This is a genomic window from Pseudomonas sp. GZD-222, assembly GCF_049310525.1.
Lineage (GTDB): Bacteria > Pseudomonadota > Gammaproteobacteria > Pseudomonadales > Pseudomonadaceae > Aquipseudomonas.
Genome location: NZ_JBMOWO010000105.1, coordinates 43,492 through 60,761, shown reverse-complemented (window position 1 = coordinate 60,761; position 17,270 = coordinate 43,492). Strand labels below are relative to the sequence as shown.

Genomic DNA, 17,270 nt, shown 5'->3' with positions numbered 1-17,270 from the left:
TGTAGGAGTGGATTCATCCGCGATGGGGCGCGTAGCGGCCCCAAAAATGGGCCTGCTGCGCAGTCCATCGCGGATGAATCCGCTCCTACAGGCAGTTATGCCCTATACATTCAAATACTCATCAGCAACTGCCCGCTGTCGACCCGCAACTCCACCCCATTGATCGCCCGGGACTCGTCGCTCGCCAGGAACAACACACTGGCAGCGACATCCTCAGGCAAACACATGCGCTGCATCGGGTCGCTGTCGATGGTCATGCGCTCCGGGTCGAGCCCTGCGGGCCAGCTGGCGCGGGTCATGGCCGTGAGCACGCTGTCCGGGTGCAGGGTGTTGCAGCGGATGCGGTACTTGCGCTGGCGACAATGCACCGCCACCGAACGCGACAAGGCCGCCACCGCGCCTTTCGAGGCGCTGTAGGCCAGGTAGTCGCCGCGCCCGCCCAAAGCCGCAATCGAGGACATGTTGATGATCGACCCGCCCGTGGTTTTCATCAGTGCAATGGCCTCGCGACAGCCAAGGAACACGCTGTCACTGTTGACCTGCAGAACCCGATGCCAGTCCGCCAGCGAGGTGTCTTCAACCGAACCGCTGCGCAGGATGCCGGCGTTGTTGAAGAGGATGTCCAGGCGGCCATGGCGGTCGCGCAGATAAGCCATGACCTGCTGCCAGTCGCTTTCGCTGCTGGCGTCGTGGCGAATGAATTCAGCCGCCGCACCAATCTCGGCAGCCAGGGCCTGGCCGGCGCTTTCATCGATATCGCTGACCAGCACCCGGGCGCCTTCAGCCGCGAGCAGTCGCGCACAGGCGCGGCCGATACCGTTGGCGCCGCCGGTGACCAGCGCGACTTTGCCTTGTACTCGTCCGTTCATTGAGGGGTCCTTATCATGGTTTTTTTGGGTTCCGCCAACGCCGTACCTTGCTGCACAACCACCGCAGCCCCGGCGCGGCGCCCGGAGAACACGCAATCGGCCAGGGACAGGCCACTGATGTACAAGTGCGAAGGAATGCCCAGAGCAGTACGCCCGGCGGCATACAGGCCGGGGATCGGCTGCCCTTGTTCAGTCAGCACGGCACCACTGTCCTCATCGACTTTCAGGCCTCCAAGAGTCAGGGCACCGAGGGGAAAGATCGGGTTACCGACAGAAATGTCACAGGCATAGAACGGCCCCTTGTCGAGCACTTCACGGCTGCCCGAGGATTTGCCGAAATCATCCTCGGACTCACCCCGGGCGGCCGCGTTGTTGCGTTGCAGCGCCTGGCTCAACGCCTCTACCTGCATGCCCGCAGCCTTGGCCAGTTGCGCCAGGGTCTTGCCCTTGCGTGGTTTGAGCAGCATCAGCGCCAGCGCGGGCACCGTCTGGAACCACCAGTAACCACCAAACAACGCCTGGCGGATGGCCTTGGCGCGCAGCCGCGCATCGAGCACCAGCCAGGCACGACCGCCCTGCTCCTCCATCAACGGCTGGCCGAGGGTCGCGCCATAGACTTCCTCGTTACAGAAGCGCTTGCCGTCGCGGTTGACCACAATGCCCTTAGGCCAACAATGCGGCGGATTGATAAAGCGCCAGGCGGAAACGCGTTCCAGCCCGGCGCTGGCAGCCCCGGCACTCAGGCCCAGACGCAAGCCACTACCGTCACAGCCGGTAGCACCCACCTTGAAATTGCGCCGATAACCCGGCGCGTGCTGGCGCATCAACTCGCGGTTGAAGATAAAGCCACCGGTGCTGAGCACCACGCCCTGGCGCGCCTTCACCCGATAAGGTTGGGCGTGCTCACGTTCCAGCTGACTGACGCGCTGACGCAGTTTGTCGCAGTAACCCGGCGCCAGGTTCTGCCAGCGTTCGGCGCGAGCGGCCAGGCGCGCGTGGATCCTGGCGGCCTCGCTGGCGGGTGGCAGCCGCCACAGTTCGGCGCCAATCACCCGGCCCTCGCCATCCACCACCAGGCGCCGCGCCGCCGTTTGCAGCAAAGGGCGAACCCCCGCCTTCAGGCAGGCCGCCTGCAGGTGGCCATACAGCACTGCGCCCCCTTGGCCTTTGCCCACGGTGCGATGGCCGCGAGGTGCAGGTGGTAGTGAGTCGGTATGTGATGGCACAAGCTCGTTGCCGGAGTAATAGAGAAAATAGCCATCGGCCGGGTACGAGGTCTTGCCACCCGGTGGCATCTGGTGACCATAGGGCGCGCCGTGGCTTTGCAACCACTCCAGGTTGGCCACGCTCTGCGCGCAGAAACGCCGCAGGGTGGTATCGCTGACCACCCCGCAGGTTTCATGCTTGAGGTAATCGAACATGGCTTGCGGGCTGTCATTGAAACCGGCGGCCTGCTGCTGACGGGTGCCGCCGCCTGCGTAGACCACCCCGCCACTCTTGGCGCTGGCGCCGCCTCCGGTAAAACGGTCGGCAATCAGCACATCGGCACCACCGGCCCGCGCTTCAAGTGCGGCGCAGGCACCGGCGGCGCCCCAGCCGATGACCAGCACATCGCATTGTTCATCCCACTTCAACAGGGCGCTGTCACTGACCCGCAAAGGCGCGAGGATGGTGCTGCAGGTTGAAACCTGATCGGACGTCTGCATGGTGCCTCCTAGCGTTGGCTGGCAAGGTGGTTGGCAGCCACGTAGGCGAAGGTCAGCGCCGGTCCCAAGGTGCCACCGGCACCCGGATAGCTGGTGCCCATCACCGAGGCCGAGCAGTTGCCGATGGCATACAAACCGGCAATCGGCTGACCGTCCTCACGAACCACCTGAGCGTTGGCATTGGTCAACAGACCGCCTTTGGTACCGATATCGCCGGCATCCATGCGCATCGCGTAGAACGGCCCTTTGCGCAGCGGTGCCAGGCACGGGTTGGGCTTGATATTGCTGTCGCCGTAGTAGCGGTCGAAGACATTGCCACCGCGGCCGAAGTCCGGGTCTACACCCGTGCGCGCGTACTCATTGACCTTGGCCACGGTATTTTCCAGGCCTGCGGTATCAACGCCGATCAGTTGCGCCAGCTCGGCCAGGGTGTCGGCCTTCCAGTACAAAGTGTTGCGCCATTCCTTGCGCAGGCGGCTGTCGGGCATGACCTGGGCCGGCATCAACGGCCCCATGGCGTAGTGCTGACGGAAGTGGCCGTCGAAAATCACCCAGGCTGGCACACTGTTGCCAGCGGTCACTTGATTGTCGCGGTACATGGCGTCGACAAACTCCAGGTACGGCGCGGCCTCATTGACGAAGCGCCGACCCAGGCCGTTGACGACAATCGCGCCAGGGAACGCCCGCTCGGCAAAGATTCCACGGGGCTTTTCCTCACCTGGCACGGCAATGGTCGGCGCCCACCAGGCCCAATCCATCAAGGCCGTCGCCGCCCCCTGAGCGAGGCCGGCCTGCAACGCGGCACCGGTGTTGTTGCCCGGCGGCGTGGCACTCCAGGCCATGTGCGTGGGTTGCGGCAGGTACTGCTCGCGCAGCGCCTGGTTCTGCTCGAAACCACCCGAACCAAGGATCACCCCAAGACGCGCCATGAGCTTCTGTTCACGGCCTTCACGTACCACTGTCACCCCGGTGACCCGCCCTTTTTCGCTGATCAGTCCGGAGAAATCGGTGTTCAGCCACAGCGGCACATTGCGGTCCATCAAGGAGCGGCGCAGCGCAGCCACCAACGAACTGCCCAGCGCCGCGCGACGGTCGTACTTGCTCTTGCGCCGCCATTTGAAATCGAGCTTGTAGCGCAGCATCAGGCCAAGAATCAGCAGCTGCCAGCCAAAGCCACGGGCCATGGCCTTGTGGGCATGCCGCGCAGTCCAGGCGATGCGGCCCATCAGCAGGGTCGAGGGCGAAGGCTTGCGCAGGTTGTCGAGCTCATCGCCCAGCAGGCTGGTGTCGAACAGCTCAGGATCGAGGGTACGACCACCGGGCAAGGAGCCTGGCAGGTGCGGGTAATAATCCGGGTACTTGTCTGCCACCGCATAGCGTACGCGGCTGGTGCGCGTGAGGGTCTCGATCATCTTCGGCGCGTTGTCGAGATAAGCGCGCAAGCGTGCTTCATCCACCTGCTCGCCAGCGGCAGCCCTAAGATAGGTCAAGGCCTGCTCGACACTGTCATCACCGCCCTTGCGTGCAAAATAGTGATTGTTGGGAATCCAGATGCCGCCGCCGGAAATCGCCGAGGTGCCGCCGTACTTGTCGCTCTTTTCCACGATCAGCACGCGCAAGCCCTGGTCGGCGAGAAACACCGCCGAGGCCATGGCACCGGCACCCGAACCGACAACGATCACGTCATAGGGTTTTTGCGTCAGAACTTGAGCTGTCATTATTGTTAGGCCATCCGCTGAGAGTCAGATTCGATGATCGACTCAGCAGATGACAGGCTCATCGTCAAAGCGGACGAGAAACAACCACGGGAAAACCCCGCCCCGACGGGTGGGAGCGGGCTTGCCCCGCGATAAAGCTCGATCAGACGATGGCTGCGCGCTTGCCGGCCCAGGGCTGCAGCTGCTCCAGCTGCCGGGCCAGACGCAGCAATACATCCTCACCACCCAGGCGCGCCGTGAACATCATGCCCACCGGCAAGCCCTCTGCGCTCCAGCCCAACGGTAAGGAGATAGCCGGTTGCCCACTGACGTTGGCCAGCACGGTAAAACCGGCACTGCCCATAGCATGCTGGGCATAGCTGTCCCAGGCCTGGTCCAGCGACAGCAAACCAATGCGCGGCGTAAGGTTGGCCGTCACCGGCGAGAGAATAAGATCAAAGCGTTCAAACTGGCTTTCCATCAACGCGCCAATACTTTCGAACGACTGCCGTGCGCGATACAGGCCTTCCCCTGTGGCGCCCCGTGCGCGCTCGAGAACCACCTGAGTGATCTTCTCCAGATCCTCATCCGTCGCCGCACGCCCCAACGCCTGTTCACGATCCTTGACCAGGGTGGTCAAGGCGGTGCCGACGACCATCCCGTGCGCGCCGAACAACTGCCGGGGATCGACCGCCAATGTGAGCTCTTCGAGCTCGTGGCCCTGGCCCGTCAATTGTTTGATGGTTTGTTCGAGGGTTGTGGCAATGGCAGGTTCCAACGGTGAACCGGTCAACGATTGACGCACTACCGCGATACGCAGTTTGCCCGGTTCACGCTGCAGCTCCTCGATGTAAGGCCGTGCCAGCGGTGCGCTCCAGTAGGGGCTGCCGGCCTCGTGGCCCTGCCCCACATCAAGGAACAACGCCATGTCGCGGACACTGCGCGACACCACGTTGCCGACGCTGGCGCCGAACCAGCCTTCAAAATGCCCCGGCCCGCTCGGCGTGCGGTAGCGGCTGGTCTTGAGCCCGACCAGACCGCAATAAGACGCCGGAATCCGAATTGAACCGCCGCCATCGGTGGCATGCGCCACCGGCACGATACCGGCCGCCACCGCACTGGCGGCGCCGCCGGAAGAACCACCGGCACTGTGTTCGAGGTTCCAGGGATTGCGGGTCTGGCCCCAGAGCAGCGATTCGGTAGTGGTGGTCAGGCCGAACTCGGGACAGGTGGTCTTGCCGAACGGCAGCGCACCGGCCTGCTCGTAGCGACTGATAAGGGTGCTGGTGCGGGCTGCCGGCGGTGCATCCTTGAACAGCCGGCTGCCATTGCTGGTTACAGTGCCCTTGAGGTAGGTGTTGAGGTCCTTGATCAGGATCGGCACCCCGGCCAACGCGCCTTGGGCCTGGGCACCGGCCTGGTTGCGCTGCAACAACAACGCACGGGCGTAGTCTTCATGCAGCATGTTCACCGCCTTGACCTTGCCGTTGACCGCACTGCAACGCGCCAGGGCCGCAGCCAGCAGGTCTTCGCCGCTGAGCTCGCCTTTGCGCACGGCCTCACTCATCGCCCAGGCATCCAGGCTTTGATAGTCGCGGTCCGACATGCCTGCTGCTCGGGCATCGGCAAAGCGCCCGAGCAAGCCGACGCCCGCCACCACGGCGCCGGCCTTGAGGACACTGCGCCGGGGCAAGGTCACAGGCGCGTCAGTGGCAACCACAGTGGCTGCAGGTGGGTGGTCGGTACTGTGCTCGGTCATGGGGACTTCCTGTGTAAGGGCAAAGGTCGGTGAACAAATGTCGAAGCGTATCAGTCGGCGGTGACCATGGCCGTCATCGCGGCCAGGAAGTGCTCGCCATAGGGCGGCAGCAAGCCCCACTCGCGGCGCGGGTCATGGCTCGGCGCCTTGAACACAGTACGCAGGTGACTGAATTCGAGAAAGCCCTCACGCCCATGGTAATGACCCAACCCTGAAGCCCCGACACCGCCGAATGGCGCGTCGTGCATCGCCGCGTGCATCATCACGTCGTTGATGGTCACGCCACCGGACAGGCTGTGCTCCAGCACATAACGTTGTTCATCGAGGTCGCTGCCGAAGTAGTACAGGGCCAACGGGCGCGGCCGTGCGTTGATCTCGGCCAGCACCTGATCGAGCTGCTGGTAGGTCAACACCACCAGCGCCGGGCCGAAGATTTCCTCGCGCATGATCAAGCTGTCTTGCGGCGGGTTGACCACCACTTGCAGCGGACGCCGACGATCCTCCGGGTTCAGGGGCAGCGCTTCGGGCAGACATTCAACCCGCGCGCCCCGCTCGCGTGCCTCCTGCACATAGCGCTCGACCCGCTCGACATGCCGCTGACTGACCACTGCGACCACGTCCGGATTACCCGCTATGGTCGGATGCAGCTCACAGTAGGATTCCCGCAGTGCATCAAGGAAGGTCTGCAGCTGCGCTTCAGGTACATAGACCAGGTCCGGGTTGATACAGACCTGTCCGCCGTTGGTGGTCTTGCCCATGGCAATGCTGAACGCGGTGCGGGCAATGTCGGCACTGGAAGAGACGATCACCGGTGATTTGCCGCCCAGCTCCAGGGTCACCGGCACCAGGTTCTGCGCGGCGTTGGCCATCACCGAGCGGCCGACTTCGGTACTGCCGGTAAACACCAGGTGATCGAACGGCTGGGCGGAAAACACTTTGGCCACCGAGGAATCGCCAGTAATCACCGCCACCTCCAGCGGGTCGAAGTACTCGGCGAACAATTGCTCCAGCAACTGCGCAGTACGCGGCAGCACGTCGGAGGGCTTGAGGATTGTCCGGTTGCCTGCAGCCAGGGCCGACGCCAGCGGACTGAGCAAGGTGTACAGCGGCGCGTTCCAGGTACCGATGATGCCGACACTGCCTTTGGGCTGGTGCATCACCCACGCCTTGGCGCCCAACTGGTCATAAGGCGTGAACGGCTGGCGCTGTTCGTCCTGCATCCAGCCTTCGAGGTGGTCGCGGGAATGCTTGAGCGACGACAGGCTACCGATGACGTCGTTCATCAATGAAAAACCGGCAGAGCGGCCGCCGAAATCCACATCGATCGCCTCGGTCAGTTCGCGATGGTGGCGCACCAACAGTTCAATCACCTGCTGCAAACGCTGGCGGCGGGTGGCGGCGCTTACCGCGCCTGCGCAGTTGAAGGCGTCTTTCTGGCGGGCCAGCAAGCTGGTCAGCGTATCTACGGATGGGTGTACTGAAGTCATCGAATTCCCCTTGGCTCTCGTGGCTGGCGGCTGGCGCCACACTAGCGCTGGGCAAGGGCTGCGCGCCTCGTCCGATCGGACGAGAATCAGGCAAAAGCGTTAGTCCGTTAAGACGATGTGTACACAGCGCCTGCGACCAATACTGGCACCACGAAAATCCCACCCCATGAGGTCAGTCATGGCAACGCCAAACATCGGTTTCGACCCCCAGGCCTTTCGCACCGCGCTCGGCACCTTCACCACCGGGGTCACTATCATCACCACCCAGGCCGAAGACGGCTCGCCAGTGGGCATCACCGCCAACAGTTTCAACTCGGTGTCGCTCAACCCGCCGCTGGTGCTCTGGAGCCTGTCGAAAAAGGCCCGCAGCCTGCCGGTGTTCAGCACCGGCAAGCACTGGAACGTGCATGTGCTGTCCACCGAGCAAGAGTCGCTGTCCGGGCGCTTTGCTACCCAGGGCGAGGACAAGTTCGCTGAAATCCAGTTCGACAACGGTGTCAGCGAAGCCCCCTTGCTGCAGGATTGCACGGCGCGGTTCCAGTGCCGCACGGCCTTCCAGTACGAAGGTGGCGACCATGTGATCTTCGTCGGCGAGGTGCTCGCCTTCGACCACAGCGAACGCGCACCGCTGGCCTTCCAGAGCGGTCAATACGCCCTGGCCACGCGCAAGCCGCGCAGCGAACTGCGCCTGGCGACCACACCGCCGCCACCGGAATGCAGCTACACCGAAGACCTGCTCGGCTACCTGCTGGGCCGCGCCCACTATCAATTGCTCAACGCCTTGCGCCTGCTGCTGAACAACCAGCAACTGGACGAACAGGCGTTCTTCATCCTCTCGGTGCTGTGCATCCGCGACAACCTCAGCCTGGAAGAGATCAACACCTTCGTGAACTACACCGGCCATGAAGTGACGCTGCCGAGCATGCGCTTCCTCGAACGGCAGAACATGGTGGCCATCGAGGGCGAACCGGGACACCTGCGTTTTGTGCTCACCGCCAATGGTCGTGAAGCATCGCTACAGCAACTGGCCCTGGCCAAGGTGGTGGAAGAAGAACTGTCGGCCAAACTGGGCGCGGCCGACGCCCAGGCGTTGAAGGTCTTGCTCAAGCGCCTGATTGTGGTCAGTGATCCCGGTTTACCGGACCTGTGGGCACCACGTTGACCACCGACGCGCGCGGCCTGCCGAGCACCACGGTCGGCTGGCGCAACCACGGCCTGTTGCTGTTGCTGGCGATGGTGTTTGCCGACAACTTTGTCGGCCGCCAGATCCTGGCGGTGATGATCGACCCGATCAAGGCCGAGTTCGGCGTCGGCGACACGGCCATGGGGCTGATCTCGGGCCTGGCCTTCGCCGTCGTCTATGCCGTGCTCGGCCTCCCCGCCGGGCGCCTGGTCGATCGTCTGCCGCGCACCCGCCTGCTGGCCCTGTCCTGCCTGCTCTGGGCCCTGGCGACCATGGCCTGCGGCCTGGCCGGCGGCTTTATCGTGCTGGCCATTGCGCGGATGCTGGTGGCGGTGAGCGAGTCGCCGACCACTTCGGCGTCGCTGTCGCTGATCGCCGACCTGTATCCGCCGCAACGCCGCTCGTTTGCCATCAGTTGCTTTACCGCAGCGCCGACCTTTTCCTCGATCATCGGCCTGAGCATTGGCGCCTGGGTGGTCGAACACTACGGCTGGCGCAGCGCTTTTTTTGCCCTGGGTGTACCGGCCCTGCTGTTCTGCGCCCTGCTGGCGCTGGTGCGCGAACCCGTGCGAGGTCGTTGGGACCTGGGCCATGCTGCACCCGCAGCCCCGGGCTTAAGCCTGGGCAGCGAGGCGCGCAAGCTCTGGGCCCTGCCTGCCTACCGCTGCCTGATCCTGGCCGGCGGCCTGGCCACCTTGAGTTCCTATGCCATCGGCATGTGGAACACCAGTTTCCTGATCCGCTCCCATGGCCTGTCGCTGCAACATGCCGGCATGCTGGTCGGGGTCATCTGTGGCGTGGCGGCGGGCAGCGGTGGCATGTTTGCCGGCTGGCTCAATGATCGCCTCAGCCACCACAGCCCGCACTGGCAGATCCTCATTCCGGTAGTTGGTCACCTGGTTGCTCTGGCCGCGCTGATCGTCTACCTGCTATGGCCAGCGGGCCTGAGCGGCCACTTCGCTGGCGTGCCGATCCCCAGCGCCATGCTCTGGTGCGCGGTGTACAGCTTCTTTGTGGTCTGGTGGGTGGCGCCGTCCTTCAACCTGGTTACGCAATTGGTGCCGGCCAGTCGCCGCGGTACAGCCATGGCCCTGCAAACCATCGTCAGCACCCTGCTCGGTATCGGCACCGGGCCGCTGCTGACCGGGCTGTTCAGCGACCTCCTGGCACCGCTGTTCGCCGAGCAGTCGCTGCGTTATGCGCTGCTACTGGTGAACGTGCCCATTCTGCTTTCGGTGGGGTTGTTGGCGCGAACGGCCATGCATGCGCACAAGATCGGCTATGGACGCACAGCGGCGCCTAACCAAGGATGACGCCTGGCCAGCCATCTGCTTTACAATGCGCTGTGCTCGGCAGGCCTCATTTTTCAGTCCGCAGCACTAAGGCGGACAATGAACACCATCGAGCGCTATCTGCAGGCGGCCACCCGCGACAATACCCGGCGCAGCTATCAGGCAGCGGTACATCACTTCGAAGTGAGCTGGGGCGGTTTTCTCCCGGCCACCGCCGAGAGTATCGCCCGTTACCTGGCTGATCACGCCGATACCCACGCGATCAGCACCTTGAAACAGCGCTTGGCCGCGCTTGGGCAATGGCATGTCAGCCAGGGCTTTCCCGACCCGACCAAGGCCCCGGTCGTGCGCCAGGTACTCAAGGGCATTCGCACCCTGCATCCGGCCGAACCGCGGCAAGCGGCACCGCTGCAGATTCAGCACCTGCAGCAGGCCGTCGAGGTGCTTGAGCAAGACGCCCGTCAGGCCCGCGAGCAACACGATCTGCCCGCCCTGCTGCGGGCCAGGCGCGATGTCGCGCTGCTATTGATCGGTTTCTGGCGCGGGTTTCGCGGTGATGAACTGGCGCGCCTGCAGGTCGAGCATATTCAGGCCCAGGCGGGCAAAGGCCTGTCGATCTACCTGCCACGCAGCAAAGGTGACCGCCAGGCCCTCGGTGTGCGCCATCAGGCCCCGGCGCTAAAAGTGCTGTGCCCGGTTCAGGCTTACCTGCAATGGATCGAAGTAGCCGGCATTGCCCACGGCCCGGTGTTTCGCAAGCTTGATCGCTGGGGCAATCTTGGCGAAGCGGCGCTCAACAGCAACAGCCTGATCGCCCTGCTACGGCGCATTCTTGAACGCGGGGGTGTGCCTGCTGCTTTATATACCGGCCATTCTCTACGCCGGGGCTTTGCCACCTGGGCCACCAGCAACGGTTGGGAGATCAAGGCGTTGATGAGCTATGTCGGTTGGAAAGACGCCAAGTCGGCCTTGCGCTACATCGATGCCTCGGCGTCTTTCGGCGAGCTGGCCCTGCTCGACAGGGCGCTCGAACAACCGGCAATTAGCGCTTCACTGCCCTGAGCGGTAGGCGCAAGACCAGAGCCGGGCGATATCGCCCGCGCGGGCCTGCAACAATGCTGCAGCGTTGCTGCAGGCCTGCTCCAGGGTCATCGGGCCGCTAGCCAGGGCAAATGCCGCGTCGATGCCATGGTGGTACAACTGCTCATAGCCCTCGCCCAAGGTTCCGGCGATCACTACTACCGGCACGCCATGACGCTTGGCAATCCGCGCCACGCCGAACGGGGTCTTGCCGCGCAGGGTTTGCGCGTCAAAACGGCCTTCGCCGGTAAGCACCAGATCGGCGCCCTGCACGGCCTGCTCCAGACCGGCCAGCTCCGCCACCACGTCGATACCGGGACGGAAAGTCGCCTGCATGAACGCCTTGGCGGCAAAGCCCATACCACCAGCCGCACCGCAGCCGGGAAAATCGCGAACGTCCTGATTGAGCAACGGCACGCAGTGATCGGCAAAGTGACCCAACGCCGCATCGAGCAATTGCACCTGCTCGGGGCTGGCGCCTTTTTGCGGGCCGAACACCGCAGAAGCACCGTTGCTGCCGCACAACGGGTTGTCGACATCCGCGGCAACCTCCAGCTGCACCTGCGCCAGACGTGAGTCGAGTTCACTGGCATCCAGGCGCGCCAGTTGGCTCAAGGCCAGACCACCCTCGGCCAGCGCTTGCCCCTGTGCATCGAACAGACGCAGGCCCAAAGCCCGGAGCATGCCACTACCAGCATCGTTGGTAGCGCTGCCACCGATGGCGAGAATGATCCGCCGCGCGCCGGCATCAAGCGCGGCACTGATCAGTTGACCGGTGCCATAGGTACTGCTGCGACAGGCATCGCGCTGCCCGAGGCTGAGCAGCTGCAGGCCGCTGGCCTGGGCCATCTCGATAATTGCCGTGTGGCTCTCGGCCAACCAGCCCCAGCCGGCCTGCACCGGCTCGCCCAGCGGCCCCTGGACCAGCTGACGGCGCAGTTCACCGCTGCAGGCCGCAACAATGGCCTCCATGGTGCCTTCACCGCCGTCGGCCATCGGGCACTTGACCAGCGTCGCCTCGGGCCAGACCTGCGCCAGCCCAAGGGCAATGGCGTCGGCCACCCCTTCGGCGCTGAGGCTGTCCTTGAACGAGTCGGGGGCGATGACGATTTTCATGGGAATTCTCCTGGTCCAGATCGGTGCATGCTGACAGCTAGGCGGCGCGCGGGCTTCTGTCGGATGCACAAAAGCGGTCACCCCGGCTTGGTCAGTTTGCCCAATCAGGCATCAGCGGGCAGCAACTGCAAGCCCAGGTACAAGCTCAGCATGCCATCCAGGCGCAGGGGGTCGACTTCACTCAGTTCGGCAATCCGCTCCAGCCGATAGCGCAAACTGTTGCGGTGAATACCCAGGGCGTCAGCACAGGCCTGGCTCTGGCCATCATGCGCGCACCAGGCGCGCAAGGTAGCGAGCAACTGACCGCTGTTGTCTTTGGCGCGGATACGCTGCAAGGGTTCGAGCAACTCGTCGAGGGCGTCATCGTTGCGGTGACGCCAAAGCAGCGCTGGCAGGCGGTAACGGGCAAGGGTGAGGATCCTTTCGCTCGGCAGCACTTCGCGGCCGTAGGCCTGCAAGTCACGCACCCGCCGATAACCGCGTCGCAGTTGCTCAAGGCTCTGCGCCGGTGAGCCACTGGCCAGGCGCTGCACCTGCCAGCCATGGCGCTGCAATTTCTCCAGCAGGCGTGGCTCGTCGAGTGTCACGCTGGCCGGGCGGCACCACAGCAACGACTGACGTGCCGGGGTGACGCACCAACTGTCCGGGTAGCGGCTCATCAGCCAACTGGCCAGGGTTTCTGCTGCAGGACCGTTGTCCAGCTCAAACAGGCACGGCACCCGTGGCAACTGCGGCTTGAGTCCCAACTGCCGGGCTTCGTCGACCAAGCGTGGCGAATCTCCCGAGCCCCCCAGCAGCAAGGCGAGCAAATCGTCGCAGCGTTGCCGCCGCCATTGCTGCTCGACCTGCATATGCCGTTGGGCCAGGAGCATCTCGGCGGTCATGCACACCAGTTGCGCGTAGGTCCGCAATTGCTGCGGATCGCCGGTCAGGCCGAGCACGCCCATCAAGCGCCCGTCGAGCAACAGCGGCACGTTGATTCCCGGCTGCACGCCCTTCAGACACTTGGCCGCCTCGACATCCAGTTCGACGACGCGGCCGTTGGCCAACACCAACTGAGCGCCTTCGTGACGGGTGTTGATGCGCTCCGGTTCGCCACTGCCAAGGATCAACCCCTGGCTGTCCATGACGTTGACGTTGCAGGGCAAAATCGCCATCGCCCGATCGACGATATCTTGCGCCAGATCATGGTCCAGTTCGAACATGGGAGGATCCTTGTTGTCGCAATGATTGGTCCGCGGCACAGCAGGCCGCTGAAAATGCTGTGCAAAAGCACAAAGACAGCCACGGTCCGCTCACCGAGACTCATCGCAGCAGCCGCCTCGACGCAGGCTGCGGCGATAAAAATAAACGAAGAGAGCAAATCATGTCATACAGCCCTGCCCCTGACCAAGGCCAAGACGACACCCGCAATGCGCTGTATCGGCGCATCACCCTGCGGCTGATCCCCTTCATCTTCATCTGCTACCTGTTCAACTACCTGGACCGGGTCAACGTTGGCTTCGCCAAGTTGCAGATGCTCGATGCGCTGAAGTTCAGCGAAACCATCTACGGCCTCGGCGCCGGCATCTTCTTCATTGGCTACGTGTTGTGCGGCCTGCCCAGCAACCTGGCACTGAACCGCTTCGGTCCGCGACGCTGGATCGCGCTGATGATGATCGTCTGGGGCACGCTGTCGACCTGCCTGCTGTTCGTCACCACGCCCATGGAGTTCTACGTGCTGCGCCTGTTCACCGGCGCCGCTGAAGCAGGCTTCTTCCCCGGCATCGTGCTGTACCTCTCGCGCTGGTTCCCGGCCACCCGCCGTGGGCGGATCATGGCCCTGTTCATGTCGGCGATCCCGGTTTCCGGGCTCCTCGGCGGGCCATTCTCCGGCTGGATCCTCAACCACTTCGCCGCCGGTCAACATGGCCTGGCGGGCTGGCAGTGGATGTTCCTGATCCAGGGGCTGCCAACCGTATTGCTGGGCTTCATGGCAGTGTTCCTGCTCAGTGACGGCTACGCCACAGCCAAATGGCTGAGCCCGACAGAGCGCGAAATCATCAAGCACGACCTGGCCGTGGATGCCGCCAGCAGGCCGGTCACCACCAGTGACAGCCTGCTGTCGGTGTTCACCAACCCGATGATCTGGACCTTCGGCTTCGTTTATTTCTGCATCCAGAGCGGCGTGTACGCGATCAACTTCTGGCTGCCGTCGATCATCAAGAGCCTGGGCTTCAGCGATGCCCTGCTGATTGGCTGGTTGAGCGCGATCCCGTACTTGCTGGCGGGCGTGTTCATGCTGCTGGTGGGCCGTTCGGCAGACCTGCGCAATGAGCGCCGTTGGCACCTGGTGGTACCGATGCTGATGGGCGCGGTGGGCCTGCTGATCGCCGTCAACTTCGCCCACAGCCCGGCGATTGCCATTGTCGGCCTGAGCATTGCCACCATGGGCGCCCTCACCGGCCTGCCGATGTTCTGGCCGATGCCTACCGCCTTGCTCAGTGCCGGCACTGCGGTGGCGGGCCTGGCGATCATCAACTCGGTCGGGCAGATGGCTGGCTTCCTCAGCCCCTACCTGGTGGGTTTCATCAAGGACCAGACCGGCTCGACCGATGCGGCGCTGTACTCGCTGGCGGCATTGATTGTGGTCGGCAGCCTGGTGGCCTTGCGCGTGTCGCGCACGCGGGTTACTGGTTCGGTGGCTGAACCGGTGAACTGAGGCGGCCCCATCGCGGGGCAAGCCCGCTCCCACCAGGATGGTGATAAGCCGGTGGGAGCGGGCTTGCCCCGCGATGCTTTCAAACCCCTCTAGAACTGTGTAAAACAGATCGGATCCAAACCGCCAAGGATTCTCGATCATGATCTACCGTCCTTTGGGCCGCAGTGGCCTGCAAGTGTCCGCCCTGACCTTGGGCAGCATGATGTTCGGCGAGCCCACCAGCGCCGAAGACTCGTCGCGCATCATCGACAAAGCCTGGGACCAGGGCATCAATTTCATCGATACCGCCGACGTCTACAACGCCGGGCGCAGCGAAGAGATCGTCGGTGAAGCCATTGCCCGCAACCGTCATGAATGGGTGCTGGCAACCAAGGTTGGCTTTGGCCCGGCCGATGGCCTGCCCAACCGCAGCGGTTTGAGTCGCAAGCACATTTTCAACGCCATCGAAGCCAGCCTGACCCGCTTGGGTACAGACTACCTGGACATCTACTACCTGCACCGCGAAGACCACAACACGCCGCTGGAGGTCACGGTCGCTGCCATCGGCGATCTGCTGCGCCAGGGCAAGATTCGCCATTGGGGGGTGTCCAACTTCCGCGGCTGGCGCATCGCCGAGATCTGCAACCTGGCCGAACGCCTGGGCGTGCCAAAACCGGTGGTCAGCCAGCCGTTGTACAACATCGTCAACCGCCAGGCCGAGCCTGAACAGTTCCAGGCCGCGGCGTACCACGGCCTGGGCATCGTGCCCTTCAGTCCGTTGGCCCGCGGCGTGCTCAGCGGCAAGTACGCACCGAACGCCGCACCGGATGCCGGTAGCCGAGCCGGGCGCCAGGACAAGCGCATCCTGGAAACCGAGTGGCGCCAGGAGTCCCTGGCCATCGCCCAGAAAATCCACGCCTATACCCAGGACAAGGGCGTCGGCATGGTCGAGTTCGCTATTGCCTGGGTGCTGAATAATCAGCTGGTCAGCTCGGCCATCGTCGGGCCGCGCACCGAAGCCCAGTGGGACACTTACGGTGGCGCACTGCAGGTAACGATCAGCGCTGAAGACGAAGCCTTCATCGACTCGCTGGTCACCCCGGGGCACGCTTCCACCCATGGCTACAACGATGTCGCGCATTTCGTCAGCGGGCGCCTGCCACGGTAGACGCACCCATGCATGCAAAAATGCAGATTCCGCCTGCAGTTTTGTCGATTGTAATGAGCAAATTTGCACTGATAGGATCCCCCGATCCTCTAGCGCCTACCCAAATCGTGATATTTCACGTGGAAAATCAATAACAAAGCAGGGAGACAGCGATGACCGCGCACGCTCAAACGCCGACCGAGGCGCCAATACTGGCCGAGGTCCGCAACCATATCGGTCACTTGACCCTCAACCGCCCCGCCGGCCTCAACGCCCTGACCCTGGACATGGTGCGCGGCCTACAGCAGCAGCTCAATGCCTGGTCTGCCGATCCGCAGGTCCACGCCGTGGTCCTGCGCGGTGAAGGCCCGAAAGGCTTCTGCGCCGGTGGCGACATCCGCTCGCTGTACGACAGCTACAAAGCCGGCGACAGCCTGCACCGCGATTTCTTCATCGAGGAATACGCCCTCGACCTGTGCATCCACCATTACCGCAAGCCGATCCTGGCCCTGATGGACGGCTTTACCCTGGGTGGCGGCATGGGCCTGGCCCAAGGCGCCGAGCTGCGCGTGGTCACCGAGCGCAGTCGCCTGGCGATGCCGGAAGTCGGCATCGGTTACTTCCCCGACGTCGGCGGCAGCTATTTCCTGTCCCGCGTTCCGGGTGAACTGGGCACCTATCTGGGCGTCACTGGCGTACAGGTTCAGGCCGCTGACGCGCTGTATTGCGGCCTCGCCGACTGGTACCTGGACAGCAGCAAGCTGGCCCTGCTGGATGAGCGTCTCGATAGCCTGAACTTTGGCGATCATCCGCTCAAGGACCTGCAAGGTGTGCTGGCCAAGCTTGGCACCCAGGTGCTCGACGGCGCGCCGCTGGCCAGACTGCGCCCGGCCATCGATCACTTCTTTGCCCTGGCGGACGTCAGCAGTATCGTGGAACAACTACGGGCGGTGACCGTAGCCGACAGCCACGAATGGGCGCTGAAAACCGCCGACCTGCTGGAAACCCGCTCCCCGCTGGCCATGGCCGTCACCCTCGAGATGCTCCGTCGCGGCCGCCACCTGAGCCTGGAAGACTGCTTCAAGATGGAACTGCATCTGGACCAGCAATGGTTCGACCATGGCGACCTGATCGAAGGCGTACGCGCGCTGATCATCGACAAGGACAAGCAGCCTCGCTGGAATCCCCCGACCCTCGCCGGCCTGAGCCGCAAACGCGTGGATCAATTCTTCGAAGGCCTGTGAAGCCTGGAGT

13 protein-coding genes are annotated in these 17,270 nt (G+C 63.7%); 6 read left to right on the top strand and 7 right to left on the bottom strand.

Going from position 1 to position 17,270, the window contains the following annotated elements; translation table 11 throughout:
- Nucleotides 1–110: 110 nt before the first annotated feature.
- The 5 genes from ACO6VD_RS19980 to ACO6VD_RS19960 all read right to left on the bottom strand — a co-directional run bounded on the left by ACO6VD_RS19980 (nucleotide 111) and on the right by ACO6VD_RS19960 (nucleotide 7,518).
- Entirely contained in the window at nucleotides 111–869 is a 759-nt protein-coding gene (locus ACO6VD_RS19980) for a glucose 1-dehydrogenase (RefSeq protein WP_422421503.1), read from the bottom strand.
- Nucleotides 866–2,575 (bottom strand): FAD-binding protein, encoded by a 1,710-nt coding sequence (locus ACO6VD_RS19975; RefSeq protein WP_422421502.1) that lies wholly within the window; start codon nucleotides 2,573–2,575, stop codon nucleotides 866–868. The genes ACO6VD_RS19980 and ACO6VD_RS19975 overlap by 4 nt, the downstream gene beginning before the upstream one ends.
- Nucleotides 2,576–2,583: 8 nt before the next feature.
- Nucleotides 2,584–4,293 carry an FAD-binding protein gene (locus ACO6VD_RS19970; RefSeq protein WP_422421500.1) on the bottom strand — a complete coding sequence of 570 codons (1,710 nt, stop codon included), beginning with the start codon at nucleotides 4,291–4,293 and terminating at the stop codon, nucleotides 2,584–2,586.
- Between the two features lie 142 nt (nucleotides 4,294–4,435).
- Nucleotides 4,436–6,031 (bottom strand): amidase, encoded by a 1,596-nt coding sequence (locus ACO6VD_RS19965; protein ID WP_422421498.1) that lies wholly within the window; start codon nucleotides 6,029–6,031, stop codon nucleotides 4,436–4,438.
- Between the two features lie 50 nt (nucleotides 6,032–6,081).
- On the bottom strand, nucleotides 6,082–7,518 hold the full coding sequence (locus ACO6VD_RS19960; RefSeq protein WP_422421496.1) for a coniferyl aldehyde dehydrogenase: 1,437 nt from the start codon (nucleotides 7,516–7,518) through the stop codon (nucleotides 6,082–6,084).
- A gap of 178 nt (nucleotides 7,519–7,696) precedes the next feature.
- On the opposite strand from ACO6VD_RS19960, the gene ACO6VD_RS19955 reads away from it, so the two are divergent.
- The 3 genes from ACO6VD_RS19955 to ACO6VD_RS19945 all read left to right on the top strand — a co-directional run bounded on the left by ACO6VD_RS19955 (nucleotide 7,697) and on the right by ACO6VD_RS19945 (nucleotide 11,055).
- Nucleotides 7,697–8,680 carry a flavin reductase family protein gene (locus ACO6VD_RS19955; RefSeq protein ID WP_400174121.1) on the top strand — a complete coding sequence of 328 codons (984 nt, stop codon included), beginning with the start codon at nucleotides 7,697–7,699 and terminating at the stop codon, nucleotides 8,678–8,680.
- A gap of 17 nt (nucleotides 8,681–8,697) precedes the next feature.
- Nucleotides 8,698–10,014, top strand: a complete 1,317-nt coding sequence (locus tag ACO6VD_RS19950) for a spinster family MFS transporter (RefSeq protein WP_422421509.1) — start codon at nucleotides 8,698–8,700, stop codon at nucleotides 10,012–10,014.
- Between the two features lie 78 nt (nucleotides 10,015–10,092).
- Nucleotides 10,093–11,055: a site-specific integrase gene (locus tag ACO6VD_RS19945; RefSeq protein ID WP_422421494.1), complete on the top strand. Its 963-nt coding sequence runs from the start codon at nucleotides 10,093–10,095 to the stop codon at nucleotides 11,053–11,055.
- Here the strand turns inward: ACO6VD_RS19945 and ACO6VD_RS19940 are convergent.
- Both ACO6VD_RS19940 and ACO6VD_RS19935 read right to left on the bottom strand, forming a co-directional pair.
- Nucleotides 11,044–12,189, bottom strand: a complete 1,146-nt coding sequence (locus ACO6VD_RS19940; protein WP_422421491.1) for a glycerate kinase — start codon at nucleotides 12,187–12,189, stop codon at nucleotides 11,044–11,046. The genes ACO6VD_RS19945 and ACO6VD_RS19940 overlap by 12 nt on opposite strands.
- A 104-nt stretch (nucleotides 12,190–12,293) precedes the next feature.
- Entirely contained in the window at nucleotides 12,294–13,394 is a 1,101-nt protein-coding gene (locus ACO6VD_RS19935) for a sugar diacid recognition domain-containing protein (protein ID WP_422421489.1), read from the bottom strand.
- Nucleotides 13,395–13,555: 161 nt separating this feature from the next.
- On the opposite strand from ACO6VD_RS19935, the gene ACO6VD_RS19930 reads away from it, so the two are divergent.
- From ACO6VD_RS19930 to ACO6VD_RS19920, 3 genes are all read left to right on the top strand, one after another.
- Entirely contained in the window at nucleotides 13,556–14,890 is a 1,335-nt protein-coding gene (locus tag ACO6VD_RS19930) for an MFS transporter (protein WP_422421487.1), read from the top strand.
- Between the two features lie 139 nt (nucleotides 14,891–15,029).
- Nucleotides 15,030–16,037 (top strand): aldo/keto reductase, encoded by a 1,008-nt coding sequence (locus tag ACO6VD_RS19925; protein WP_422421485.1) that lies wholly within the window; start codon nucleotides 15,030–15,032, stop codon nucleotides 16,035–16,037.
- A gap of 152 nt (nucleotides 16,038–16,189) precedes the next feature.
- Entirely contained in the window at nucleotides 16,190–17,260 is a 1,071-nt protein-coding gene (locus ACO6VD_RS19920) for an enoyl-CoA hydratase/isomerase family protein (RefSeq protein ID WP_422421483.1), read from the top strand.
- Nucleotides 17,261–17,270: the final 10 nt, after the last annotated feature.